Origin of the sequence: Brachybacterium sp. AOP43-C2-M15 (assembly GCF_052446295.1) — a bacterium.
In the GTDB taxonomy this organism is placed as follows: Bacteria; Actinomycetota; Actinomycetes; order Actinomycetales; family Dermabacteraceae; genus Brachybacterium.
On record NZ_JBQSWB010000005.1, the window covers coordinates 105275 to 129399 of the forward strand.

Sequence of the window (24125 nt, forward strand, 5' to 3'; positions counted from 1 at the left end):
CACGGCGCCGGGGGCGGCGGGGACGACCGCGCCCATGCTCCACCGACAGCGATGACGATGCTGGTGGGAGAGGGGATCACACCGGAGGAGGAGAAGCACGGGGAGCCGTCCCGCGGAGATCGCCGCTGGTAGCATGGGGCCATGCCACGACGCACCTTCCTCGACTGGCCGGTGATCCGGCAGCTGCGCGGGGACGATCCCACGGGACGCGGCACGTCGGTCACCTCGGCGAGGACCCGCGCCACCGCCTCGCGCACCGAGGCGGCCGACGGAGTGGTGGACAGCGTGTGCCCCTACTGCGCGGTCGGCTGCTCCCAGCGCGTGTTCCACAAGGACGGACGGGTCATCCAGATCGAGGGCAACCCGGCCTCCCCGGTCTCCCGCGGTCGCCTGTGCCCCAAGGGCGCGGCCAGCGAGCAGCTCGCGAACTCCTACCTGCGGCAGACGACGGTGCGCTACCGCCGCCCGTACGGGACCGAGTGGGAGGACCTCGACCTCGACGTCGCGATGGACATGATCGCCGACCGCTTCATCGAGGCGCGGCGTCGGCACTGGGAGGACGCGGACGAGAAGGGGCGTCCGCTGAGGCGGACGATGGGCATCGCGAGCCTCGGCGGCGCGACCATCGACAACGAGGAGAACTATCTGATCAAGAAGTTCTTCACCGCCGCGGGCGCGATCCAGATCGAGAACCAGGCCCGCATATGACACTCCGCCACGGTTCCCGGTCTGGGAGCCTCGTTCGGCCGTGGCGGCGCCACCCAGTCCGTGCAGGACTTCGCCAACGCGGATCTCATCGTCATCGAGGGCTCGAACATGGCGGAGGCCCATCCTGTGGCCTTCCAGTGGGTGGTCGAGGCCCGGAAGCGCGGCGCCCGGGTGATCCATGTCGATCCGCGCTTCACCCGCACCTCCGCCAACGCTGATCGGCACATCCCGATCCGCACCGGCACGGACATCGTGCTGCTCGGCGGTGTGATCCGGTACGTGCTGGAGAACGAGCTGTACTTCTCCGAGTACGTGCGCACCTTCACCAACGCCTCGACGATCGTCTCCGAGGAGTTCGCGGACCCCGAGGACCTCGAGGGGATGTTCTCCGGCTACGACCCCGAGACCGCCACCTACGACAACAGCACCTGGTCGTACGCCGGGGACCCGGCCTCGGTCGCACGCGGCCTGCCCGAGCGGGACGAGACCCTGCAGCATCCGCGCTGCGTCTTCCAGATCCTGAAGCGCCACTACTCCCGGTACACGCCCGAGATGGTGCAGGACACCTGCGGCATCGACCCGACGGACTTCGAGTACCTGGCCCGTGCCGTGGCGGAGAACTCGGGCCGCGAGCGGACCACGATGTTCGCCTACGCGCTGGGATGGACCCAGCACCAGGGCGGTGCGCAGATGATCCGCACCTCGGGCGTCCTGCAGCTGCTGATGGGCAACATGGGGCGCCCCGGCGGCGGGATCATGGCGCTGCGCGGCCACGCGACCATCCAGGGCTCCACGGACATCCCCACGCTCTACCACATCCTCCCCGGCTACCTCCCGATGCCGAAGGTGGGCCAGGACGACTTCGCCGAGTTCACCCGCGCGATCGGCAAGAAGGAGCAGAAGGGCTTCTGGGCGGACGCCGACGTCTACACCATCAACCTGCTCAAGGCGTGGTGGGGCGAGCACGCCACGGAGGAGAACGACTGGGGCTTCCACCACCTGCCCCGGCTGACCGGTGCCCACGGCACCTACCAGACCGTGATGCGCATGCTCGAGGGCGGGGTCGACGGCTACTTCCTGTTCGGCCAGAACCCCGCCGTCGGCTCCGCGAACGGCCGCATGCAGCGCCTCGGCCTGACCCACCTGAAGTGGATGGTGGTGCGGGACTTCTACATGATCGAATCGGCGACCTTCTGGAGGGACGGACCGGAGATCGAGTCCGGGGAGCTGACCCCGGAGCAGATCGGCACCGAGATGTTCTTCCTGCCGGCGGCGAACCACACCGAGAAGGCGGGCTCGTTCACCCAGACCCAGCGGATGGTCCAGTGGCGGGACCAGGCCGTGGAGCCGCCCGGGGACGCGAAGAGCGACCTCGAGTTCACGTACGACCTCGGCCTGCGGATCCGCGAGAAGCTCAAGGACTCCACCGATCCGCGCGACCGCGCGATCCTGGAGCTCACCTGGGACTATCCCGTCAACGAGCACGGCGAGCCCGACGCCGAGGCGGTGCTGGCCGAGATCAACGGCCGCCATCTCACCGGCGAGAGGGCCGGTCAGCCCTTGGCATCCTTCGGCGAGATGAGGGCGGACGGCTCCACCTCGGGGGGCTGCTGGATCTACAGCGGCGTCTACGCCGACGGGATCAACCAGGCGCGACGGCGCACGCCCGGCCGGGAGCAGGACGAGATCGCCGCGGACTGGGGATGGGCCTGGCCCGCCAATCGACGCATCCTCTACAACCGCGCCTCGGCCGATGCCGCGGGCAGGCCCTGGAGCGAGCGCAAGAAGCTCGTGTGGTGGGACGAGGAGGCCGGTCGCTGGACCGGTGACGACGTCCCCGACTTCCCGCCGACGAAGCGGCCCGACGACCCGGGCGATCCCACGCGGGGCGGGGCCGCCGCCCTGGCCGGCACCGACGCGTTCACCATGCAGGCCGACGGCCGCGGATGGCTGTTCGCCCCGTCGGGGATGGTGGACGGTCCGCTGCCGACCCACTACGAGTCGCCGGAGTCGACCATCCGCAACCCGCTGTACGAGCAGCAGTCCAACCCCACCCGGGTCACCTTCCGGGCCGAGGACAACCTCAGCTCCCCCGGGGCGATGGGCAGCGGCGGCGAGGTGTACCCGTACGTGTTCACGACGTACCGGATCACCGAGCATCACACCGCGGGCGGCATGAGCCGCTTCCTGCCCTACCTCTCGGAGCTGCAGCCGGAGATGTACTGCGAGGTCTCGCCCGAGCTCGCCGACGAGGTCGGCCTCGAGCCCTACGGCTGGGCCACCATCGTCTCGGCGCGCGGCGCGATCGAGGCGAAGGTGCTCGTCACCGAGCGCATGACCCCGCTGCGGGTCGGTGAGCGGACCATCCACCAGATCGGCCTGCCCTTCCACTGGGGCCGTGGCACGGAGGCGATCGTCCAGGGCGACGGCGCCAACGACCTCATCGGCATGAACCTGGACGCCAACACGCAGATCCAGAACAGCAAGAACAACTCGTGCACGATCGTCCCGGGGCGCCGCCCCCGCGGTGCGGAGCGCGGAGAGCTGGTGGAGGCGTACCGTCGACGTGCGGGACTGATCCCGTCCGAGCACCCCGCGGTCGACGGCGCCGAGGGCGCCCCGGGCTTCGGACCCGCCGACACCAGCACCGCGGGGGGCGTGCGGGGCCCGGAGGAGGCCTCCGCGGTGCCCAGCGGTGAACGCTCGATGAAGGAGATGGACAACCGATGAGCCTGCTCGCCGGACCGGAAGGACCCGCCGCCGACTCCGGCTGGGGCCATGACCACGAGCGCAAGGGCTTCTTCACCGACACCTCGATCTGCATCGGCTGCAAGGCCTGTGAGGTGGCGTGCAAGGAGTGGAACCGCAACCCGATCGACGGCGATCTGGAGATCCTCGGCTCGAGCTACGACAACACCGGCGAGCTCAGCGCGAACACCTGGCGCCACGTCGCCTTCGTCGAGCAGGGCCGGGAGCGGATCGAGGAGGCCCGGGAGTCGGGGCGGAAGCTGGTCAGCCTCGGCATGCCCGGGATCGGCCCGAAGTCCTCGGGGCCGCGCGGCGCGCTGCCCGCCGGGGACCTCGCCGGCGCGGACCGCACCCCGCCGGACACCCCCGAGTTCCGGTGGCTCATGTCCTCCGACGTGTGCAAGCACTGCACCAACGCGGGGTGCCTGGACGTGTGCCCGACCGGGGCGATCTTCCGCTCCGAGCACGGCTCCGTCGTGGTCCAGGAGGACGTGTGCAACGGCTGCGGCACGTGCGTGAGCGCCTGCCCCTTCGGGGTCATCCAGCGCCGCGACGACGGCACCGTCTCCCCGTACGCGAACCGGGACGAGACGATCGATCGCATGGGCACGGCGAGCAAGTGCACCCTGTGCTACGACCGGCTCGTCGACGGGGAGGAGCCCGCCTGCTCGGCGACCTGCCCCACGCAGTCGATCCGCTTCGGCGACCACTCGGACCTCACGGCCGACGCGCGGCAGCGCGTCGCCGACCTCCATGATCGCGGCATGACCGAGGCGCGCCTCTACGGGGCGAATCCCGAGGACGGCGTGGGCGGCACGGGGTCGGTGTTCCTTCTGCTGGACGAGCCGGAGGTGTACGGCCTGCCGCCGGATCCGCAGGTGCCCACGAAGTCGCTGCCGGGGACCTATGCCCGGGCAGGACTCGCGGCGGCCGGGATGGTCGCCGCCGTCGCCCTCTCCTTCCTGGGATCTCGTCGATGAGCATCACGGAGTACGACGCGGACCGACCGCCGGAGCGTCCGCGCAGGCGCCGGGCCGGTGCGCGCCGTCGTCGCCGTCGAGGGCTCGGCGAGATCGGGATGGGCGACGGCTCCCGCGAGGGGGCCGTCGTCGAGGACGTCGAGATCGAGCGCAGCGACGAGTTCGACTCGTACTACGGCCGTCCCGTCGTGAAGGCCCCGCCGTGGAAGGAGCCGATCGCCGCCTACCTCTTCCTGGGCGGCGTCGCCGGGGGGTCGGCCCTGCTGGCCTTCGGCGCCCAGCACAGCGGTCGTCCCGCTCTGCGACGCAGTGCGCGCCTGATGGCGCTGGGCACCGTGGGTGCGGGCACCCTCGCCCTCATCGAGGACCTCGGCCGGCCCGAGCGATTCCTGAACATGATGCGCACGGTGAAGGTCACCTCTCCGATGAGCCTGGGGACCTGGGTGGTGAGCGGCTTCGCGAGCTTCTCGGGCGTGCTCGGTGCGATCGAGGTGGACAGGATGACGGGGGAGCGGCTCCCCCTGGGACCGCTGCGCCGAGCGCTGGGCGCCGCCGAGGGACCGTCGGCGCTGGGCCAGGTGGTGCTGGCCCCGCTGCTCGCCTCGTACACGGGAGCCCTGCTCGGCAACACCGTGGTGCCCACCTGGGAGGCCGGGCGCGGGCACCTCTCCTACCTCTTCGTCTCCTCGGCGAGCCTCGCCTCGGGCGGGGCCGCGATGCTCACCGTCCCGGTGGCCGAGGCTCGGCCCGCGCGGCTGCTCGCGGCGGCGGGCGTGGTCGGCGACGTGGTCTCCATGCACCGCATGAAGGAGTCGATGCATCCGCTCGAGGCCGAGCCGCTGCGGACCGGACGGGCGGGCACGCTGCTGACGTGGGCGGAGCGCCTGGCGATCGCCGGCGGCGTGGGCACAGTGCTGGGCGGGAGGAACCGGTGGATCGCGGCGGCGAGCGGCGCGGCCCTCGTGACCTCCTCGGCCCTGACCCGGTTCGGGGTGCTCTACGCGGGTCTCGAGTCCGTGAAGGACCCGCGCCGCGTGATCGAGCCGCAGCGCGCGCGCCTCGCGGCACGTCGCGCCGCCGGGATCACCGGCGACTCGATCACCACCTCCGGCTGAGAGCCCTCCCGCGCGGCTCCCGGTCCCCGACCGACGGGAGCCGGGCGACCGCCGGACGCGCGCCGGGCGAGAACGGGTCACCGCAGGTCAGCGCACCCGGATCCCCTCGCCCGTGACGGTCTCGCCGATCACCGGGTGGCCGGGCACCTCGCCGACCACGAGCAGACCGCCGGAGGTCTGCGCATCGGCGAGCAGCAGCAGGTCGTCCTCGGTGATCCCGGGAGCCGCCTCGACCGCGGGACGCACCCAGTCGAGGTTCCGACGGGTCCCGCCGGAGACGTACCCGTCGCGCAGCGCCTCGGCGGCACCGTCCACGAGCGGCACCGCCGCCCGATCGACGACCATGCCCACCCCGGAGGCGCGGCCCATCTTGAACAGATGGCCCAGCAGTCCGAATCCCGTCACGTCCGTCGCGGCCCGGGCCCCGGCGTCGAGCGCCGCCCGGGACGCGTCGCGGTTCAGGGCCGTCATCACCTCGATCGCCGCGGCGGAGACCTCGCCGGTGGACTTCATCCGGTTGTTCAGCAGCCCCACCCCGAGCGGCTTGGTGAGCGTGATCGGCTGCCCTGCCACGGCGGCGTCGTTGCGCAGCAGGCGGTCCGCCGGCGCGGTGCCGGTGACGGCCATGCCGTACTTCGGCTCCGGGTCGTCGACCGAGTGACCGCCGATCACCGGCACCCCGGCCTCCCTCGCGATCGCGAGGCCCCCGGCGAGCACCTGCTGCAGCAGCTCGTAGGGCAGCACCTCCCGGGGCCAGCCCACCAGGTTGATCGCGACCACCGGCTCCCCGCCCATGGCGTAGATGTCGGACAGCGCGTTCGCCGCCGCGATCCGGCCCCAGTCGAAGGCATCGTCCACGACCGGGGTGAAGAAGTCCGCGGTCGAGAGCACGGCGGTCTCGCCGTCGGCCCCGCCGATCCGCACCGCGGCCGCGTCGTCGCCGTCGTCCAGGCCCACGATCACCTGCTCGTACTGCTGGCCGGAGAGCGCCGAGACGACCTCCTCGAGCTCGCCCGGCGGGATCTTCGAGGCGCAGCCGCCGCCGTGCGCCATGGTGGTCAGGCGGATCGAGGGCTGGGCCAGGGGTCGGATCTCGGGGGTGCTCATGGTCCCGAGCCTAGCCCGGTCCTGGCCCGGTCCGGCGGGCGAGGGTGAGCGTCGTCGCTGGTCCTGCAGTGATACCGTGCTCGGCGGAGGCGTACGTGTCCTGGTGGGCGCCCCAGTCTTCAAAACTGGTGAGACCGAGCATCTCGGTCTGGCGGGTTCGATTCCCGTCCGCCTCCGCCAACCGTTCCCGGTCGCCCGCCGGGTCCCCGCCCGCGTGCCGAGGAGGTCACCGTGTCCGAGACCGATCCCGCACCGCCCGCCGGGGACCCCCGTCGTCGGATCCCTCGCACCGATGCGCTGCTGGCCCGGCCCGAGATCGCCGCGGCCGCCGCATCCCTGGGAGACCGGGTGGTGCGGGAGGTGGTGCGCGCCGCGCAGGACCGTGCGCGCTCCGGAGCGATCTCCCCCGAGCAGGTGCTGGACGCCGTGCTCGGGGCGCTCGGGGAGAGGACCGCGTCCTCGCTGCGCCCCGTGCTCAACGCGACCGGCGTCATCGTCCACACGAATCTCGGCCGGGCCCCGCTCTCGCCCGCGGCGCAGCAGGCGGTGCAGGACGCCGCTGGGTACACCGACGTCGAGTTCGACCTCGCCACCGGCGCCCGCTCCCGCCGCGGCGCCGGGGCCCGGGCCGCACTGCTGGAGGCGTGCCCCGCGGCGGAGGACGCGCTGGTGGTCAACAACGGCGCCGCCGCTCTGCTGCTGGCCACCACGGCGCTCGCCGCGGGCCGGGAGGTGGTGTGGAGCCGGGGGGAGCTGGTCGAGATCGGTGCCGGGTTCCGGCTCGCGGAGCTGGTCGTCTCCGCGGGGGCACGGGTGCGGGAGGTCGGCACCACCAATCGCACCCACGGCAGCGACTACCGCGCGGCGTGCTCCGCGGGGAGCATCGGCGCGCTCCTCAAGGTCCACACCAGCAACTACCGCATCGAGGGCTTCACCAGCGAGGTCGGGATCGAGGAGCTCGCCGGGATCGCCCACGAGCACGGCCTGCCGCTGATCGCCGATCTCGGCTCCGGCCTGCTGGGTCCGGAGTCCGCCCTGCCGGCGGAACCGGACGCCGCCTCGGCGCTCTCCGCGGGCGCCGACGTCGTCATCACCAGCGGTGACAAGCTCCTCGGCGGGCCGCAGGCCGGGATCCTGCTGGGCCGGCGCGAGGTGATCGCCCGCCTGGCCCGGCATCCGCTGGCCCGTGCGGTCCGTGCCGACAAGCTCGCGCTCGCCGGGATCGAGGCGACGCTCGCCGGGCCCGTCCCGCCGGTGCTCGCCGCGCTGCGCACCGAGCCGGACGCGCTGCGTGCGCGCACCGAAGCGCTCGCGGCCCGGATCGACGGACGCACCGTCGCGCACGAGGGCCGCGTCGGCGGCGGGGGAGGGGCCGAGGTGCCGCTGCCCGGCTGGGCGATCGCCGTCGAGGAGGAGCTCGCCGCCTCGCTGCGGACCGGGGACCCGGCCGTGGTCGGCACCGTCCGCGACGGCGCGTGCCTCCTGGACCTGCGCTGCGTGCCCGAGGAGCGCGAGGACGACCTCACGGAGGCCGTCGCCGCGGCCCGGGAACGGCTCCGCCCCCGCGGCGCCGACCGGACGGAAGGAGCCCTCGAGCGGGCGGGAGGAACCCCCGACCCCGGAGAGGATCCCGCACGGCGCCCGCCCCCGGCGACCGCCGCGCCCCGCGATCCGGTGCACTGATGCAGGTCGTCGCCACCGCCGGTCACGTCGATCACGGCAAGTCCACCCTGATCCGCGCCCTGACCGGGATCGAGCCGGACCGGTGGGCGGAGGAGCGCCGGCGAGGTCTCACCATCGACCTCGGCTTCGCCTGGACCACCCTGCCCTCGGGCCGCGAGGTGTCCTTCGTGGACGTCCCCGGCCATGAGCGGTTCCTCGGCAACATGCTCGCCGGGCTCGGCCCCGCGCCGATCGTCTGCTTCGTGGTCGCCGCCGACGAGGGGTGGCGGGAGCAGTCCTCGGACCACCGCGACGCGGTCGCGGCACTCGGCATCGACCAGGGACTGGTGGTTCTCACCCGCGCCGACCTGGCGCCGCCCGACCGGGTCGAGGCCGTGACCGCCCAGGCGCGCACGGAGCTGGCCGGGACCGGGCTCGCGGACGCCCCCGTGGTCGCCGTCTCCGCTCTCACCGGCCAGGGGATGGACGTGCTGCGTGCCCAGCTCGACACCACGGTCGACGCCGCCCGGGAACCGGACCCCGCGCAGCGGGTGCGGCTGTGGATCGACCGCTCCTTCAGCATCTCCGGGGCGGGGACCGTGGTCACCGGGACGCTCGCCGCCGGGACGCTGCGCCGGGAGGACCGTCTCGCGCTGTGCGGCGCGGAGCGGACCGGGGAGGTGGCGGTGCGCGGGCTGCAGAGCCGCGGCGGTCCGGTGGACCGGCTCGGCCCCGTCAGCCGTGCCGCCGTGAACCTCCGCGGAGCGGCCGCCGAGGAGATCTCCCGCGGCGACGCGCTGCTCACCCCGGGGGCCTGGACCCTCACCACCGTGGTGGACGTGCGGCATCGCAGCGGGGAGGACCTCGCCGAGTCTCCCACCGAGCTGGTGGTCCATGTCGGCACCGCCTCGGTGCCCGCCCGGGCGCGGCCCTTCGGCCCGGACCATGCCCGCCTCACCCTCTCCCGGCCGCTGCCGCTGAGGGTCGGGGACCGGATGGTGCTGCGCGGCAGCGGCAGTCACGCGGTGCGCAGCGGCGCGCTGGTGCTCGACGTGGACCCGCCCGTGCTGGACCGGCGCGGCGACGGGGCCCGACGCCGCGCGGTCCTCGAGGGGCTCCCCGAGGACGGGGACCTCGCGGCCGAGGTCCGTCGGCGCGGGGCGGTCCGCGAGGAGGTGCTGGCCCGGCACGGGCACGTGATCCCGCACCTGCTGCCGGACCAGGTGCGCCGCCACGGTGACCTGCTCGTGGACACCGCGGCGATGAGCCGCTGGAGGGACCGGCTCGCGGAGCTGGTGCGCGAGGACCGCACCGCGCATCCGCTCTCCGCCGGCCTCTCGGGCAAGGCCGCCGCCGACGCCCTCGACCTGCCGGACCCCGGCCTCCTCGAGGCGGTGGCGGAGGACGCCGGCCTCGACCTGGTCGCCGGACGGGTGCGCGACGTGACGACCCCGCGCGGGCTCGGAGCGGCCGAGCAGGGGGTGACGGCACTCGAGGCACGGCTGCGGGAGGCCCCCTTCCGGGCCCCCGAGGCCGAGGACCTCGCCGCGCTGCGCCTGGGCCCGCGGGAGCTCGCCGCCGCCGCCGCGCAGGGCAGGCTGCTGCGCCTGCCCGAGGAGGTGATCCTGCTGCCCGCAGCGCCCGCTCTGGCCATGCGCGAGCTCGCCGCGCTGCCCCAGCCCTTCACCACCAGTCAGGCCCGGCAGGCCCTGGACACCACCCGCCGCGTGGCCATCCCCCTGCTCGAGCACCTCGACGCCCGCGGCTGGACCCGCCGGGTGGACGCCGGGCACCGGGAGGTCGTGCGCTGAACGATGCCGCGGTGATGGGGAGTCCTCCCCATGGGCGGATGCCCGGTGCGCGCCTAGTCTGAGGACCGCTGTCCCACCTGCTGCAGGCCACAGGCCACGCGCGACGGCGGCAGCGGAGCACGGCAGGATTCGAGGACGACACGGACGCACCGCACGGTGACGAGGTCAGGGGAGAGTGGATGAGCGGCTTCTACGGCGGCGACACGGAGCAGATGCGCGGGCAGTCCACGGCCTGCACCGGGGGTGCGCAGAGACTGGCCGAGCTGATCTCCCTGCTCTCCTCGACGGTCGACGGCGTCGAGTGGGTGGGGCCGGATGCGGAGTCCTTCCGGGCGAGCTGGCACGCGGAGGCCGAGGGCCGGGCACGGGAGGCGGGCGAGACCCTGCGCCGCCTGGCCCGGGAGCTCGAGGACCATGCCGACGAGCAGGACCGTGCCTCGGCCGGGGACGGCGGCGGACTGCTGGACATCCTCCGCGACCTCCTCCCGGGGCCCTTCCCCTTCCCGGGACCGATCATGCCGCTGCCCCTCCCGATCCCCGGGCTCCCTCTGGGACCCGACGTGGTCGATCGCCTCGGCGACGCCGTCGGCGACTGGTTCTCGGGCGGTGGGGCCACCGGACCGCAGGAGTTCTACGGCGGTGACGGGTACGGACGCCGGCGCCAGCAGTACGACCAGGACCAGCCCCTCGGCGACTGGTTCAACTACAACGAGGAGCTCGCACCCGGTCGCGAGATCGAGAACGAGGCCGGCCACGTCGACGTCTACGCGGGGGCGAACTACAGCGCCGGCATGAGCAGCAGCACGGACCCGTACGGCAACGTGACCGGGAGGATCGGTGGCCGGGGCAGCCTCGAGGCCGGGATGGACAACCATCTGAACCTGCCCGGGGGCTTCGGGATCGATTCCTCGGCCGCCGTCGGGATCGAGGCCTATGCCGAGGCGGGCGGCACCGTCGGCCCTGACGGCTACAGCGTCGGCGCCCGGGCAGGCAGCGGTGCCTACGTGGAGAACACCACGGCCATCACCCATGAGTCGGGCGCCTCGGCCGGGATGACGCAGAGCGGCTGGGTGGGCGCAGATGCTCACGCCACTGCCCACCAGCACGTCACGCGCAACGCCGATGGCGAGGTCAACGGGTTCAGCAGCGGGTTCAGCGGGGGCGCCTTCGCCGGCGCGGAGTACAAGCAGGAGTACGAGGTGAACGGCCCCAACGGCTGGTTCTCGGTCTCCGGGAGCGCCAGCGCCACCGCAGGGGCCGGGGCCAGCGCCAGCGGCGGCTACACCATCTCCACCGACGAGATCTCCTTCAACGCCGGCGGCAAGTTCGCCGCCGAGCTCGGACTGGGAGGGGGCGGAGCGATCTCGGTCAGCCCCAATGCGATCGTCGAGTCGATCACCCCCGGCGACTACAACGTCGACGACGCGATCGACGACGTGCAGGGCGCGTGGAACAGCGGCACCAGCGCGGTGGGGAGCGCGGTCAGCTCCCTGAACCCCTTCGACTGACCGGCTCCGCCGTCGGCCCGGTGCCGACTCCGAGGTCCGACCGTTCCGGCCCGGCCGTCAGCGAGGCTGTCGGCCCCGTCGTCGGCCCCGTCGTCGGTCTCGGAGCGAGCCTCGCCGCGGGTGGCTCAGCGGCTCGGCGGCGGGTGCTGGGCCAGCCACTCCTGATGCGCCCGGACCACGGCGGCCCCGGCTCGCAGATACCAGGGATGAGCACCCGTGCCCTCGTCGGCGGTCTGCGTCTTGCGCAGTGCGGCGATCGGCACCACGGTGCCGTCCCGGAGCCGCAGCAGCACGGCGTCGCCGGGCTCGTTCATCTCGGGGACCACCACCTGGTGCACCTGCTCCCAGGGGACGAAGCTGCGGGCGCCGAGCATCGTGGACCAGGCGATGCCGCGGGCGTCGAGATGTGCCGCGGCACGGCGCGCGAGCACGAACAGCACCACCCCGGCCGCGATCACCGCCAGTCCGAGCAGCACCACCAGTGCGGCACCCAGCAGCTCACCCCGGACCAGCAGGGCCACGGCGAACAGCGCGGTGAGGGCGCCGATGAGGACCAGTGCGGCACCGGCCCACATCAGATGTGAGCTCGAGCCCGCCCGAACGGTGATGGAGCGCATGCAGTCCCCTCTCGGCCGCGGAGCGGCGATCAGCCCTTGTTCCGCGGCTGCTTCACCGGCGGCTCGCCGAGCTCGATGTCGCGGGTGAGGATCTGCTCGCCCTCGCCGACCGCCAGCTCGAGCTCCTCGATCCGCCCCAGCGCGGTGAGGTCCGCGGCCGCGGCCTCGAGGTGGGGGAGAACGGACTGCGGCGCCTCCACGGTCACGGCCAGGATCGGGGTCTTCTGCGAGACCTTCGCATCGGACTTGATGCGGCGCAGGGTGATCGCGGCCTGCGCCACCGAGTCCACCAGCGCGGCGTCCTGCCCGGCGGCGGCCTCGCGCAGCGGCGCGGCCTCGGGCCAGGACTGGGTGTGGACGCTGCCGTCGCGCCACCACGACCAGACCTCCTCGGTCGCGAACACGACCACCGGGGCGAACAGCCGCAGCAGCACTTCGAGCGCGATCGCGAGAGCGGCGCGCGCCGAGGCGGCGCCGGCCTCCCCGGCGGGGGAGTTGCCGTGGGCCCGCTCCTTGACCAGCTCGATGTAGTCGTCGCAGAACGCCCAGAAGAAGGGCTCGGCGACCTCGAGGCCGCGGGCGTAGTCCATCTCGTCGAAGGCGGCGGTGGCCTGGTCGACCACGTCGGCCAGTCGGGCGAGCAGGGCGCGGTCCAAGGGGTCGGAGACCACGGCCGGATCCGCCGCGAGGCGGCCCGAGGGGTCCGCCGGGGCCTCACCGAAGCCGAGGGCGAACTTCGAGGCGTTGAGGATCTTGATCGCCAGGCGACGGCCGATCTTCATCTGCCCCTCGTCGAAGGCGGTGTCCACCCCCTGGCGGGCGCGGCCGGCCCAGTAGCGCACCCCGTCGGAGCCGTGCTGCTGCAGCAGGCCGATCGGGGTGACCACGTTGCCCTTGGACTTCGACATCTTCTTGCGGTCCGGGTCCAGGATCCAGCCGTTGATCGAGGCGTGCTTCCACGGCAGCGCGTCCTGCTGCAGGTGCGAGCGCACGATCGTGGAGAACAGCCAGGTGCGGATGATGTCGTGGCCCTGGGGGCGCAGGTCCATCGGGTAGACCTTCTCGAACAGGCTCCCGCCCGACGAACGGCCCTCACCACCGTCGGCGGCGTTCCAGCCGCCCGCGAGCTGCGGGGACAGCGAGGAGGTCGCCCAGGTGTCGAGGATGTCGGGGTCGGCGACGAAGCCGCCCGGCACGCCGCGCTGGGACTCCTCGTACCCGGGGGGCACGTCGATCGTCGGATCGATCGGCAGCGACTCGACCGGCGGGGTCAGCACGGTGTCGTAGTCGGTCTCACCGTCGGCGCCCACCGCGTACCAGACCGGGAAGGGCACGCCGTAGAAGCGCTGGCGGGAGATCAGCCAGTCCCCGGCCAGGCCCTCCACCCAGTTGCGGTAGCGCGACTCCATGTAGGCGGGATGCCAGGTCAGCTCGCGCCCGCGCTCGATCAGGGCGTCGCGCAGACCGCCCTCGGTGGTGTCGCGGCCGCCGTTGGTGAGGTACCACTGCCGCGAGGTGACGAACTCGAGCGGCTTGTCGCCGTTCTCGTAGAACTTCACCGGGTGGGAGATCCTCTGCGGCTCGCCGACGAGGTCACCGGACTCGGTGACCATCTCGACCACGCGCTTCTGGGCGCTGAACACGGTCAGCCCCACCAGCTCGGCGTACGCGGCGCGCCCCTCCTCGGTGGTGATCCAGGGCGCCTCGGGCAGGAAGCGGCCGTCGCGCCCCACCACCGAGCGGGTGGGCAGCTCGAGCTCGCGCCACCAGGTGACGTCGTTGGAGTCGCCGAAGGTGCAGATCATCGCGATGCCGGCGCCCTTGTCGGGCTGGGCCAGCGGGTGCGCCAGCACCGGCACCTCCACCCCGAACAGGGGAGAGGTGACGGTGGTGCCGAACAGGTCCTGGTAGCGCTCGTCCTCCGGGTGGGCGACGAGGGCCACGCAGGCCGGCAGCAGCTCGGGACGCGTGGTCTCGATGTACACGGTGGAGCCGGTGGTCCCGTCGCCCTCGGCCGCGCCGGTGCGGGTGAAGCCGATCCGGTGGTAGGCGCCCTCGCGGTCGCGGTCCTCCTGCTCGGCCTGGGCGACGGCGGTGCGGTAGGTGACGTCCCACATGGTGGGGGCCTCGGACTGGTAGGCCTGCCCGGCGGCGAGGTTCTCGAGGAAGGCGCGCTGGCTGGTCGCGCGGGAGGCCGCGTCGATCGTCTGGTAGCTGTGGTTCCAGTCCACCGAGAGCCCGAGGGTGCGGAACACCTCCTCGAAGGACTTCTCGTCGAGGGTGGTCAGCTGCTCGCACAGCTCGATGAAGTTCTTCCGCGAGATCGGGATCTGGTTCGCGGCCTTCGAGGACTTGTTGGAGCCGCCCTCCTGCGGGGGCGTGAAGTCCGGGTCGTAGGGCAGCGTCGGATCGCAGCGCACCCCGTAGTAGTTCTGGGCGCGGCGCTCGGTGGGCAGGCCGTTGTCGTCCCAGCCCAGCGGGTAGAACACGTTCTTGCCGCGCATGCGCTGGTAGCGCACGATCATGTCCGCCTGGGAGTAGCCGAACACGTGGCCGACATGCAGGGAGCCCGAGGCCGTCGGCGGCGGGGTGTCGACGCTGAAGACCTGGTCACGAGTGGTGTCCGGATCGAAGGCGTAGAGCTCCTGCTCGCTCCATACGCCGTCCCACTTCTCCTCGAGACCCTCGAGCGAGGGGCGGTCGGGGATCGAGGTCTGGGCGTCAGGGCGCGGTGCGGTATCGGTCATGGGGACATTGTTCCAGGTCTGCGCAGCGGTGCAACGCAGGAGGCGGCAGTGTGAGCGCCCTCGCGTGCGGGGGCGGCCCGCGCGCCGACCGTGACGGCGAGCGCACGTACCGTGGAGCCATGTCCTTCGAGCGCATCGCCCTGGTCTCCGACGTGCACGGCAACCTCACCGCCTACGAGGCGGTGCTCGCCGACATCGCCGAGCGCGGCATCTCCCGGGTGCTGAACCTCGGCGACGTGGTCGGCAAGGGGCCGCGCGGGAGCGCCTGCACGGCCCTGACCCGCGAGCGCTGCGAGGCGACCGTGCGGGGGAACTGGGAGGTGTTCGTCGCCGGGGACGGCGAGATCGTCACCGAGGGCCAGCGCTGGTGGCGCGAGGAGCTCGGCGTCGAGGACCGTCGTTGGCTCTCCTCGCTGCCGGGCGGCGTCGACCTGCGTCTGGCCGGTCGGCGCGTGCGCCTGGTCCATGCCTCCCCGGTGGACGAGTTCACCCGCGTGCATCGGGAGCACAGCGAGGCCGAGTACTCGATGATGTTCGACCCCACCGCCTTCAGCGGGGGCACGGAGCGGGCCGACGTGCTCGTCTACGGAGACATCCACGATCCCTATCTGCGCTCCGGCCCTGCGGGGACGCTGGTGAACACCGGCAGCGTCGGCAACCAGCTCGACGAGCCGGTCCCCTCGTACGCGATCCTCGAGGGGGACGCCGGCGGGAGGGCGCGCTCGTCCTTCGGGATCCAGTTCGTCCGGGTGGACTATGACGTGGAGGCGGAGATCGCCGCGGCCTGCGCGCTGGGGATGCCGGAGGCCGAGGCGTACGCGATCGAGCTGCGCACCGGCATCTATCGCGGGCGTCACGCGGAGCTCGGTCTCAGCGGCGTCTGAGACCCGGAGCCCGGTGCCGCGGGGCGCCCCCTCGGTGCCGTCCGCTCGCCTCACGGCACCCGCATGGTCCATTCCTCGGTGCCGAACTTGGTCCGCACCAGCTCCTGCGCCGTGGCGAGCTCGTCCTCGGTGTAGGTCGACTCCGTGGTGTCGTAGCGGGCGCGGAAGAAGTCCAGGAACCCGTCGATGATCTGCTCACGGGCGAGACCGGTCTGCGAGCGCATCGGGTCCACCCGCTTGTTCGCGCTGCGGGTCCCCTTGTCGGAGAGCTTCTCGCGGCCGATCCGCAGCACCTCTGCCATCTTGTCGGCGTCGATGTCGTAGCTCATGGTCACGTGGTGCAGCAGCACCCCGCCGGCGAAGCGGCGCTGGGCGGCGCCGCCGATCTTCCCCTGCTCCGAGGCGATGTCGTTCAGGGGCACGTAGTGGGCCCGCACCCCGATCTCGGCGAGCGCGCCCATCACCCAGTCGTCGAGATAGGCGTAGGCCTGCTCGAAGCTCAGCCCCTCCACCAGCGAGGTGGGCACCACGAGCGAGTAGGTGATGCAGTTGCCCTGCTCCATGAACATCGCACCGCCGCCGGTGATGCGTCGCACCACGCCGATGCCGTGGCGCGCCGCGCCCTCGGCGTCGATCTCGTTGCGCAGCGACTGGTAGGAGCCGATCACCACCAGCGGGGAGTCCCAGTCCCAGATCCGGAAGTGGGGCCCGCGGCGTCCTGCGATCATCTCCTGGGGCAGCACCTCGTCGAGGGCCACGTGCATCACGGGCGGCAGCACCACCGGGCCGATCACGTCGAAGGTGAGGTCCTCCCAGCTCGAGGCGTGGCCGAGCGCTCGCCGCACCGCGATCGCGACGGACTCGGTGCCGAAGCCGATCATCTGCACCGGATCCGCGCGCGCCTCGAGGCGGGCGGTGATCGCGGCGCCCAGCTCCGCGGCGGTCGCCTCGGTGGACATGCCCACCAGCGCTGCGCCGAGGTCCTCGAGGGCGTCGTCCGGCTCGAGGAAGAAGTCGCCGAACACGTGGGCGGTGGTGATCGTCCCCTCGGCCGCGGTGACGTCGACCGCCACCAGCTTGCCGCCGCGCACCTTGTACTCGCCGTGCATCACCGTGCTGTCGCTGCGCTCATCCATGCCGGGCATCATCTCCATGCCGGCCATTGTCCCGCAGGGAGGGCGCGTCAGGCGATCAGATGGTCAGGGAGCGCAGGGCGCGGTGCACCTCCCACACGAAGTCCGCGGTGGAGCGGCTCTTGCGCGGAGCGATCGCGTAGGTCTCGGACGGGCGCTCCGCGGTCTCCTCCCGGGTGACGCGGGGGATCAGGGTCCGCCAGTCGCGATCCCCGCCCACCCACAGGCGGTACTCGGTCCCGGAGTCGTCCCCGCGCTGCAGCAGGCGCAGCCCCATCGTGGTGGCGGTGAGCGCGGGCTGCCGCCGGGAGGGCGCCGGGTCGAAGCCGCGGTCGCGCAGCAGCATCGGGTTGAAGATCGACCAGAGCAGCAGTCGCGCCCCCTCCAGCTCGGGCGAGGCGGCCGCGCCGATCAGGTCCCCGGCCGCCGGCGGGGAGCCCTCGTCGGTGCGCCAGGCCGTGCGGCGCGCCAGCATGGTCAGGCGCTCCTCGGCCGAGGCCCGCTCCTGGTCGTCCTCGAGGCGGCCGATCCCCAGGGACACGTGCTCCTGCCCGGTGCGGGCGAAGTGCACGGGGGTGCCGTCGTCGGCCTCGCCGAACTCGAGTCCCGTGCGGTGGCGTCCGACGCCCGCCTGCAGGTGGGCGTCGGTCTGGCCGCGGCGGGTGGAGAAGTGAGGGCTGGTGCCCAGCAGGGTCCGGCTCGCCAGGTGCAGCACGTCCAGGTGAGCGCGGAACTCGCGGGCGGTGGAGGTCTTGGTCAGCAGCTTCTTGGCGTCCATCGGGAACTGCACGACGGGACGTCCGGCGTTCTCGCCCACTTCGCCGAGGGTCTCCCACAGGTGCGCATGGCCGGGGTCCGCCTTCGGCATCCGGCGCCCCACCCGCGCCCAGCTGGTGGCGACCACGCCCTCGGGCACCTCGCCCTCGAGATCGGCGCGGTCGGTGTGACGGGCGATGGCGACCAGCAGATGCCGCGGCGAGGATCCGAGCGCGGCCCGCATCTCCCGCAGCCGGGTGGTGCTGAAGGGGCCGCCGACGCGCAGGGCGACCCCGAGACGGGCGCCGTCGTCAGAGCCGCCGTCGTCAGAGCCGCCGTCGGTCCCCTCCGCGCCGGGGAGCAGCTCCGCCACGAGATCCGGGGAGGTCCTCCGCAGCCGCACCGATGCGGCGATGCTGCCGGTGGTGTGGTCGGTGCGAGCGATCGTGCGCAGGAACGCCGTCCGGCTGCGCGGGGACATCAGCACGAACTCGAGCATGTGGCGCAGGATCACCTCGACCCGGACATGACGCTCCGCCGACGCCTCGAGGTCGGGGGAGAGGGCGGCGCGGTCCACGGCGTAGGTGAGCATCTGTCCGACGGTGGCGTACGAGCGGGCCATGGTCCTCCTCCTCGGGCACGGTGCGGGCACCGGTCCGGAACTGGTGATCGTCCAGTATCCTCCGCGGCCGCCCGTCGGCGGGGCAGATGGTGCGAACGGGCGTGTCCGTGAACGCGCAGGGGCTCAGATCCGGCCGCCGCGTGCGTAGATCTGTCGTACCAGGTCCTCGATCGCGGGCTCGGCCAGCGCGAGGTCCCGCACCTCCGCCTGCCGTCCGATGGCGGTCAGCAGGGCGGGCACCGTGAGCTCCGCGCCCGAGAAGGAGATGCGGTGGCGGATCCCCTCGGCCTCCACGTCCGCCGTCCTCGCCGCCGCCGGCAGGTCCAGCGCAGGAACGGGCGCGGCGAGATCCACGATGAGCTCCCGCGGGGCGCCGAGACGCTCCCGGAAGGAGGCCAGCGCGCCGTCGTAGGCGACCGTGCCGGAGTTGACCACCACGATCCGCTCGCACAGGCGCTCCACGTCGCCCATGTCGTGGGTGGTGAGGAACAGCGTGGTGCCCCGCTCGGCGCGGTCCTCCCGCAGGAAGCGGCGCAGCCCCTCCTTGGAGACCATGTCCAGACCGATGGTCGGCTCGTCGAGCACCACCAGGGCGGGGGAGTGCAGCAGCGCGGCGGCGACCTCCCCGCGCATTCGCTGGCCCAGCGAGAGCTGGCGGACCGGGCGGTCCAGGAACCCGCCCAGGTCCAGCCCCTCGACCAGGCGCTCGAGACGGGCGGTGCGCTCCCGCTCGGTGAGGCGGTGCATCGCCCCCAGGATCCGGTAGCTGTCGCGCAGCGGCAGGTCCCACCACAGCTGGGTGCGCTGGCCGAACACCACCCCGATCTCCCGGGCCAGGTGCCGTCGCTCGGGCACCGGGTCCCGGCCCAGCACCCGCACGGCGCCGGCGGTGGGCTTCAGGATCCCGGTCATCATCTTGATGGTGGTGGACTTCCCGGCACCGTTGGCGCCCACGAAGCCCACCGCCTCCCCGCGCCCGATGCGCAGGCTCACCTCGTCGACCGCTCGCACCACCTGACGACGGCGGAGCCGCGAGCCGGGCGTGCGGGAGCGCACCACGTAGTCGCGGCGCAGCTCCGTCAGCTCGACGGCGGGTGCGGGGGTCGCGGGTGCGGTGTCCGTGCTGCTGGGTGTGCTCATCCACCGGCTCCTGTGTATCTGCGGACCCCCGCGCGCCAGAGCGATCCGGCCGCGATCCAGGCCAGGACCGCGACGGGCAGGCCCAGCCAGCCGGCCCAGGACGGGACCAGGGCCGGTCCGGGCAGGTCCAGCAGCGCGAGGGTGGGGGCGTAGGCGATCAGAGTCGCCGGGATGACGAAGGTGAAGAAGGCGCGCATCGGGAGGGCGAACACGGCACCGGGGGTGGTGGCGACGTAGTTGCCGCCGTAGGTGAAGGCGCTGGCGAACTCGCGCCCGTCCACCAGCCAGAACTGCATCGCCCCGGCCATCGTGAACAGGGCGCCGAAGATCAGGGCTCCCGAGAGCGGGGCGAGGACGGCGAGCAGCAGGGTCGTGGGCGTCGGCGAGAACCCCGCGATCCCCAGCGCGGTCACGTACATCGCCAGTCCCACGACGATCCGTCCGATCCGGCGCAGCGACAGGTCCAGGCTCGAGATCTGCAGCAGCAGGGGCACGGGCCGGATCAGCAGCACCTCGAGCCGGCCGGATCGGATCTGGGCGGAGAGCCCGTCGATCTCCCCGAACAGCATGTCCCCGATCCCGAAGGCGAGTGCCCCGAGCCCGTAGACCACGGCGACCTGCGTCAGCGTCATCCCGCCCAGCAGGCCCACCTGGGAGAGGATCACCCACAGCTCGAGGAACTCGGTGCCCACCACCAGCACCTGACCGAGCACGTCGGCGAGGAAGCTGGTGCGGAACGTCGCCTGGGAGCGGATGCGGGATCCGTAGAGGGTCCGGACCATCCGGGCCGTCGAGACGGGGCGGTCCTGCTGCGCGCTGCGCGGGATCTGCTCAGCCACCCTGCACCTCCAGGCTCCGCACCCCGGCGCTCAGCATCGCCCAGGCCGCGAGGGCGAGGACCGCCACCCAGCCCACCTGGACGCCGATCAGCGGGAGCGCCTCGAGCGGCGGCACCCGGCCGGAGAGGGTGTCGATCGGGGTCTGGATCATCGAGGGGAACGGCGTGGCCCGGGCGATCCCCAGCAGCCAGTCCGGGAACCAGACGATCGGGATCAGGAAGCCGGAGAGCAGGTTCATCACCGCGGTGTAGACCACCGTCAGGCCCCGGGTCTCCAGCAGCCAGAAGGCGGCGAGGTTCACCATCATGTCGGCGAGGAAGGCGACCGTGATCGCCAGCAGCAGGGAGAGGAGTCCGAGCGGGACGGAGAGCGGGTCCTCGGGCAGCGCGATCCCGGTGAGCATCGCCCCGATCAGCAGCGGCGGGATCCCGCGGCCCAGCAGCAGGAAGCCGGCACGGCCCAGCTTCTGCGCGTAGTAGAGGCCGAGGAAGGAGGTGGGGCGCAGCAGGTCCACGGCGACCTCCCCCTGATGGACGCGCTGGGAGACCTCGCGGGTGCCGAAGGCCTCGATGGGGGCGAGGAGCGCCTGCCCGAGCCAGACGTAGGTCGCGGCCTGGGCGACGGTGTACCCGTTCAGCTCCCCGCCCGCGCTGCCGATCGCCGCGAACAGGATCGAGGCGCGGATGAGGCCGAAGATCGAGTTCGTGAACACCCCCGCGGCGGTCGCGAGACGGTAGGTCGAGTACTGGCGGAAGGCCGCGGCGGCGATCGACCAGTAGGTGGGCATCCGCGCGATCCTAGCTCCCTGCGACCTCTGTCACAAGAGCGAGCTGCGGGGCCTGGCTCGCGGGGAGGATCCTCGCCAGCGGGGAGGCGCGCGTCTACGCTGACCCGGCCCCCGTCCTCGTCCCCGAAGCGGTCCCCATGAACTCCTCAGCCCCCTCCTCCGCCGTGCCGTCGGGCGCTCCGGCGTCGACGTCCCCGTCGGGCCCGTCCGGCGCGTCGGGTACGTCGGGCCCGTCCGGCCCGTCGGACGCGGCCTCCGCGGCGCCCGCGGCCCGCACGCGCCGCTCCCGGTTCGGGCTGCTCCCGCGCATCCTGGTCGCGATCGTCCTCGGCATCGGGCTGGGCCTGGTGATGCCCGAGGCCCTCGCCCGCGTCTTCACCACGTTCAACGGACTCTTCTCCGGCTTCCTCGGCTTCCTCATCCCGCTGATCATCGTGGGACTGGTGACCCCGGCGATCGGCGAGCTGGGCCGGGGCGCGGGGAAGATGCTCGCCGCGACGGCGGGCATCGCCTATCTCTCGACGATCGTGTGCGGGGTGTTCGCGCTCGCCGTCTCGCTCCTGCTGCTTCCTCGGATGCTGAGCGGCGCGAGCATCGACGCGCTCGAGAACCCCGAGGGCTCCGCGATCTCGGCCTACTTCGAGATCGAGATCCCACCGGTGTTCGACGTGATGACGGCGCTGGTGCTGTCGTTCTGCCTGGGCATCGGACTGACCCTGGTGAGCCGGGGCGCGCTGCAGGAGTCCTTCGTGCAGCTGCGCACGATCGTGGTGCGCGTCATCGAGGCGATCATCATCCCGCTGCTGCCGCTGTACATCTTCGGCATGTTCCTGGGGCTGACGATGAACGGCCAGATCTGGACCGTGGTCGGGGCCTTCCTCGCCGTCATCCTGCTGGTGCTCGGCATGACCGTGGTGGTGCTGCTGGCGCAGTACGCGGTGGCCGGCTGGGCGATGGGCCGCAGCCCGCTGCGGATGCTGTGGACGATGATGCCCGCGTACATGACGGCGCTGGGCACCAGCTCCTCGGCCGCCACCATCCCCGTGACCACCGAGTGCGCCAAGCGCAACGGGATCCCGGACGCGATCGCGGACTTCGTGGTGCCGCTGTGCGCCACCATCCATCTGGCGGGCTCGACCCTGAAGATCACCACCTTCGCGGTCGCGATCATGGTCGTCACCGGCATGCCCCTGGACGTCGGCGCCCTGATCGGCTTCGTGCTCATGCTGGGCGTGGTGATGATCGCGGCGCCGGGCGTGCCGGGCGGGGCGATCATGGCGGCTGCCGGGGTGCTCTCCTCGGTGCTGGGCTTCGGCGAGGCCGCCGTGGGCCTCATGATCGCCGCCTACATCGCGATCGACTCCTTCGGCACCGCCACCAACGTGACGGGCGACGGCGCGATCGCGGCCGTGATGACGAAGCTGTCGCGCGGCCGGGTCGAGGGCGAGCTCGAGACGCAGGGGCATCCGCACGTGCAGGGCGTCTGAACCCTCCCGCCGGCACGGTGCCGTCGGCGTCCCGGGACCCTCCGCGGCCGCCCGCCGTGCCTCGACGCAGGGACGCGACCATGCCATCATGAACATATGAGCAATCGTTCAGATGACGGGAGCGGAGCCCCTCGCGACGAGTCCCCGGGACGCGACCTGCCGTCCCGTCCCCGCGACGGCGAGATCCTCGATCTCGCGGACGTCTTCTCCCTGCTCGGCGATCCCGGCCGGCTGCGACTGCTGCTCGCCCTGCGCGGGGGAGAGGTGGGGGTGCGGGAGCTGTCGGAGGTCTCCGGGCAGTCCGAGTCCGCGGTCTCGCACGCCCTGCAGCTGCTGCGCGCCCACCGCATCGTCGCGGTGCGGCGCGAGGGACGGCGGGCCTTCTACCGGCTCGACGATCCGCACGTGCGCACGCTGCTGGACGTCGCACTGCGCCACACCGGGCACAGTGACATGCAGCATCCCGAACGGCCCTCACCGGGCGCGCCCCCGTCGGCCGGACCGGCGCCCGCCTCCCCCCGGCTCGCCACCACCTCCCACGCCGTCGAGGACGAGGTGTCCCGATGACCCACTCCCACGGCCCCGCCGCGGGTCACGCGGGCGCCGCGCATCGCTGGCGGCTGCTGGTCGCGGTGGTGCTGATCGGCACGTTCTTCGTCGTCGAGCTCGTGGCCGGACTGCTCTCCGGATCCCTCGCCCTGCTCTCGGACGCCGGTCACATGGCCGCCGACGTCGTCACCCTCACGGCCGCGCTGGCGGCGACGGTCCTCGCCGCACGGCCCGCGAGGGACGGTCGGCGCACCTTCGGCAACTACCGCCTCGAGGTCTTCGCCGCGCTGCTGGCCGTGCTGATCATGCTGGGCGTCGCGGCCGGCGTGGGGATCAGCGGCGTGCGCCGCCTCGGCACCGAGGTGCACGTGGACACAGGTCCGATGCTCGTCGTCGGCGCCCTGGGCCTGGTGGTGAACCTCGTGGTGCTGCTGATGCTGCGCGGAGGGGCCCGGGAGAGCCTGAACGTCAAGGGCGCCTACCTCGAGGTCCTCGCCGACACCCTGGGCTCCGTCGGGGTGATCCTCGCGGCGGTGCTGATCCGGCTCACCGGGGCCATGGTCGTGGACACCGTGGTGGCGCTCGCCGTGGGCGCGTTCATCGCGGTGCGCGCCGTGCTGCTGGCCCGGGAGGTGCTGACCGTGCTGGGCCAGGCGGCGCCCGCCGGCATCGACCCCCGCGCGGTGGAGGAGGCCCTGCGGGCCGTCGACGGCGTCGCCGATGTGCACGACCTGCACCTGTGGACCCTGACCTCCGGGATGGAGGTCGCCACGGTGCACCTGGTGGTGGAGGAGGGGGCAGACCCGCACCCCGTCCTCGACGCCGCGCAGGCCCTGCTGCGCGACCGCCACGGCATCGAGCACGCGACCGTCCAGACCGAGCCGAGCGACCATCACGGATGCCTCGAGATCGGCTGGTGACCGCC

The 24125-nt window shown here is 72.8% G+C and carries 18 protein-coding genes and 1 tRNA gene; 11 read left to right on the plus strand and 8 right to left on the minus strand.

All coding sequences use genetic code 11. The features are described 5' to 3' along the window. The first annotated feature begins 141 nt into the window (after positions 1 to 141). Genes fdnG through nrfD form a run of 3 tightly spaced genes read left to right on the plus strand, consistent with a single transcriptional unit; the run spans position 142 to position 5551 of the window. Complete coding sequence (gene fdnG / locus ACT3SP_RS07045; RefSeq protein ID WP_444586552.1) at positions 142 to 3438, plus strand: formate dehydrogenase-N subunit alpha; 3297 nt, start codon at positions 142 to 144, stop codon at positions 3436 to 3438. After that, a complete protein-coding gene (locus ACT3SP_RS07050) occupies positions 3435 to 4436 on the plus strand; it encodes a 4Fe-4S dicluster domain-containing protein (protein WP_444586553.1) in 1002 nt (333 codons plus the stop codon). Before fdnG ends, ACT3SP_RS07050 begins: the two co-directional genes overlap by 4 nt. Then, positions 4433 to 5551 (plus strand): NrfD/PsrC family molybdoenzyme membrane anchor subunit, encoded by a 1119-nt coding sequence (gene nrfD, locus ACT3SP_RS07055; RefSeq protein ID WP_444586554.1) that lies wholly within the window; start codon positions 4433 to 4435, stop codon positions 5549 to 5551. Before ACT3SP_RS07050 ends, nrfD begins: the two co-directional genes overlap by 4 nt. An 87-nt stretch (positions 5552 to 5638) precedes the next feature. Here nrfD and selD read toward each other — a convergent pair whose 3' ends face one another. Next, complete coding sequence (gene selD, locus ACT3SP_RS07060; RefSeq protein ID WP_444586555.1) at positions 5639 to 6658, minus strand: selenide, water dikinase SelD; 1020 nt, start codon at positions 6656 to 6658, stop codon at positions 5639 to 5641. Between the two features lie 85 nt (positions 6659 to 6743). Between selD and ACT3SP_RS07065 the strand changes: the two genes are divergently transcribed. The 4 genes from ACT3SP_RS07065 (at position 6744) to ACT3SP_RS07080 (ending at position 11639) form a co-directional block, all read left to right on the plus strand. Beyond that, positions 6744 to 6838: transfer RNA gene (locus ACT3SP_RS07065), tRNA-Sec, on the plus strand. A 51-nt stretch (positions 6839 to 6889) separates the two neighbouring features. Then, positions 6890 to 8341: an L-seryl-tRNA(Sec) selenium transferase gene (gene selA / locus ACT3SP_RS07070; protein ID WP_444586556.1), complete on the plus strand. Its 1452-nt coding sequence runs from the start codon at positions 6890 to 6892 to the stop codon at positions 8339 to 8341. After that, entirely contained in the window at positions 8341 to 10131 is a 1791-nt protein-coding gene (gene selB, locus ACT3SP_RS07075) for a selenocysteine-specific translation elongation factor (protein WP_444586557.1), read from the plus strand. The genes selA and selB overlap by 1 nt, the downstream gene beginning before the upstream one ends. A gap of 179 nt (positions 10132 to 10310) precedes the next feature. Then, positions 10311 to 11639, plus strand: a complete 1329-nt coding sequence (locus ACT3SP_RS07080; protein WP_444586558.1) for a WXG100 family type VII secretion target — start codon at positions 10311 to 10313, stop codon at positions 11637 to 11639. A gap of 125 nt (positions 11640 to 11764) precedes the next feature. Here the strand turns inward: ACT3SP_RS07080 and ACT3SP_RS07085 are convergent, their stop codons facing one another. Further along, on the minus strand, positions 11765 to 12256 hold the full coding sequence (locus tag ACT3SP_RS07085) for a hypothetical protein (RefSeq protein ID WP_444586559.1): 492 nt from the start codon (positions 12254 to 12256) through the stop codon (positions 11765 to 11767). A 29-nt stretch (positions 12257 to 12285) separates the two neighbouring features. Beyond that, positions 12286 to 15003 (minus strand): valine--tRNA ligase, encoded by a 2718-nt coding sequence (valS, locus tag ACT3SP_RS07090; protein WP_444586560.1) that lies wholly within the window; start codon positions 15001 to 15003, stop codon positions 12286 to 12288. A gap of 119 nt (positions 15004 to 15122) precedes the next feature. Here valS and ACT3SP_RS07095 point away from each other — a divergent pair, with 119 nt between their 5' ends. Next, positions 15123 to 15887 (plus strand): metallophosphoesterase family protein, encoded by a 765-nt coding sequence (locus ACT3SP_RS07095; protein ID WP_444586561.1) that lies wholly within the window; start codon positions 15123 to 15125, stop codon positions 15885 to 15887. A 50-nt stretch (positions 15888 to 15937) separates the two neighbouring features. Here the strand turns inward: ACT3SP_RS07095 and ACT3SP_RS07100 are convergent, their stop codons facing one another. From ACT3SP_RS07100 to ACT3SP_RS07120, 5 genes are all read right to left on the minus strand, one after another. Beyond that, a complete protein-coding gene (locus ACT3SP_RS07100) occupies positions 15938 to 16996 on the minus strand; it encodes a lipoate--protein ligase family protein (protein ID WP_444586698.1) in 1059 nt (352 codons plus the stop codon). A gap of 82 nt (positions 16997 to 17078) precedes the next feature. Next, complete coding sequence (locus ACT3SP_RS07105) at positions 17079 to 18398, minus strand: hypothetical protein (protein WP_444586562.1); 1320 nt, start codon at positions 18396 to 18398, stop codon at positions 17079 to 17081. A gap of 123 nt (positions 18399 to 18521) precedes the next feature. Further along, positions 18522 to 19538 (minus strand): ABC transporter ATP-binding protein, encoded by a 1017-nt coding sequence (locus ACT3SP_RS07110; protein ID WP_444586563.1) that lies wholly within the window; start codon positions 19536 to 19538, stop codon positions 18522 to 18524. Continuing rightward, a complete protein-coding gene (locus ACT3SP_RS07115) occupies positions 19535 to 20377 on the minus strand; it encodes an ABC transporter permease (protein ID WP_444586564.1) in 843 nt (280 codons plus the stop codon). The genes ACT3SP_RS07110 and ACT3SP_RS07115 overlap by 4 nt, the downstream gene beginning before the upstream one ends. Further along, positions 20370 to 21164 carry an ABC transporter permease gene (locus tag ACT3SP_RS07120; protein ID WP_444586565.1) on the minus strand — a complete coding sequence of 265 codons (795 nt, stop codon included), beginning with the start codon at positions 21162 to 21164 and terminating at the stop codon, positions 20370 to 20372. Before ACT3SP_RS07120 ends, ACT3SP_RS07115 begins: the two co-directional genes overlap by 8 nt. 137 nt (positions 21165 to 21301) lie before the next feature. On the opposite strand from ACT3SP_RS07120, the gene ACT3SP_RS07125 reads away from it, so the two are divergent. The 3 genes from ACT3SP_RS07125 (at position 21302) to ACT3SP_RS07135 (ending at position 24120) form a co-directional block, all read left to right on the plus strand. Then, entirely contained in the window at positions 21302 to 22651 is a 1350-nt protein-coding gene (locus ACT3SP_RS07125) for a dicarboxylate/amino acid:cation symporter (RefSeq protein ID WP_444586566.1), read from the plus strand. 96 nt (positions 22652 to 22747) lie between these two features. After that, positions 22748 to 23218: an ArsR/SmtB family transcription factor gene (locus tag ACT3SP_RS07130; protein ID WP_444586567.1), complete on the plus strand. Its 471-nt coding sequence runs from the start codon at positions 22748 to 22750 to the stop codon at positions 23216 to 23218. Continuing rightward, positions 23215 to 24120 carry a cation diffusion facilitator family transporter gene (locus ACT3SP_RS07135; protein ID WP_444586568.1) on the plus strand — a complete coding sequence of 302 codons (906 nt, stop codon included), beginning with the start codon at positions 23215 to 23217 and terminating at the stop codon, positions 24118 to 24120. Before ACT3SP_RS07130 ends, ACT3SP_RS07135 begins: the two co-directional genes overlap by 4 nt. Positions 24121 to 24125: the final 5 nt, after the last annotated feature.

Excerpts from the sequence above, each read along its gene's own strand:
- ACT3SP_RS07050 (WP_444586553.1), top strand. The coding sequence starts at position 3,435 with ATGAGCCTGCTCGCCGGACCGGAAGGACCCGCCGCCGACTCCGGCTGG.
- ACT3SP_RS07135 (WP_444586568.1), top strand. The coding sequence starts at position 23,215 with ATGACCCACTCCCACGGCCCCGCCGCGGGTCACGCGGGCGCCGCGCAT.
- selB (WP_444586557.1), top strand. The coding sequence starts at position 8,341 with ATGCAGGTCGTCGCCACCGCCGGTCACGTCGATCACGGCAAGTCCACC.
- selD (WP_444586555.1), bottom strand. The coding sequence starts at position 6,658 with ATGAGCACCCCCGAGATCCGACCCCTGGCCCAGCCCTCGATCCGCCTG.
- ACT3SP_RS07120 (WP_444586565.1), bottom strand. The coding sequence starts at position 21,164 with ATGCCCACCTACTGGTCGATCGCCGCCGCGGCCTTCCGCCAGTACTCG.
- ACT3SP_RS07100 (WP_444586698.1), bottom strand. The coding sequence starts at position 16,996 with ATGCACGGCGAGTACAAGGTGCGCGGCGGCAAGCTGGTGGCGGTCGAC.
- ACT3SP_RS07085 (WP_444586559.1), bottom strand. The coding sequence starts at position 12,256 with ATGCGCTCCATCACCGTTCGGGCGGGCTCGAGCTCACATCTGATGTGG.
- ACT3SP_RS07095 (WP_444586561.1), top strand. The coding sequence starts at position 15,123 with ATGTCCTTCGAGCGCATCGCCCTGGTCTCCGACGTGCACGGCAACCTC.
- ACT3SP_RS07125 (WP_444586566.1), top strand. The coding sequence starts at position 21,302 with ATGAACTCCTCAGCCCCCTCCTCCGCCGTGCCGTCGGGCGCTCCGGCG.
- ACT3SP_RS07110 (WP_444586563.1), bottom strand. The coding sequence starts at position 19,538 with ATGAGCACACCCAGCAGCACGGACACCGCACCCGCGACCCCCGCACCC.
- ACT3SP_RS07130 (WP_444586567.1), top strand. The coding sequence starts at position 22,748 with ATGAGCAATCGTTCAGATGACGGGAGCGGAGCCCCTCGCGACGAGTCC.
- ACT3SP_RS07080 (WP_444586558.1), top strand. The coding sequence starts at position 10,311 with ATGAGCGGCTTCTACGGCGGCGACACGGAGCAGATGCGCGGGCAGTCC.
- nrfD (WP_444586554.1), top strand. The coding sequence starts at position 4,433 with ATGAGCATCACGGAGTACGACGCGGACCGACCGCCGGAGCGTCCGCGC.
- valS (WP_444586560.1), bottom strand. The coding sequence starts at position 15,003 with ATGACCGATACCGCACCGCGCCCTGACGCCCAGACCTCGATCCCCGAC.
- ACT3SP_RS07105 (WP_444586562.1), bottom strand. The coding sequence starts at position 18,398 with ATGGCCCGCTCGTACGCCACCGTCGGACAGATGCTCACCTACGCCGTG.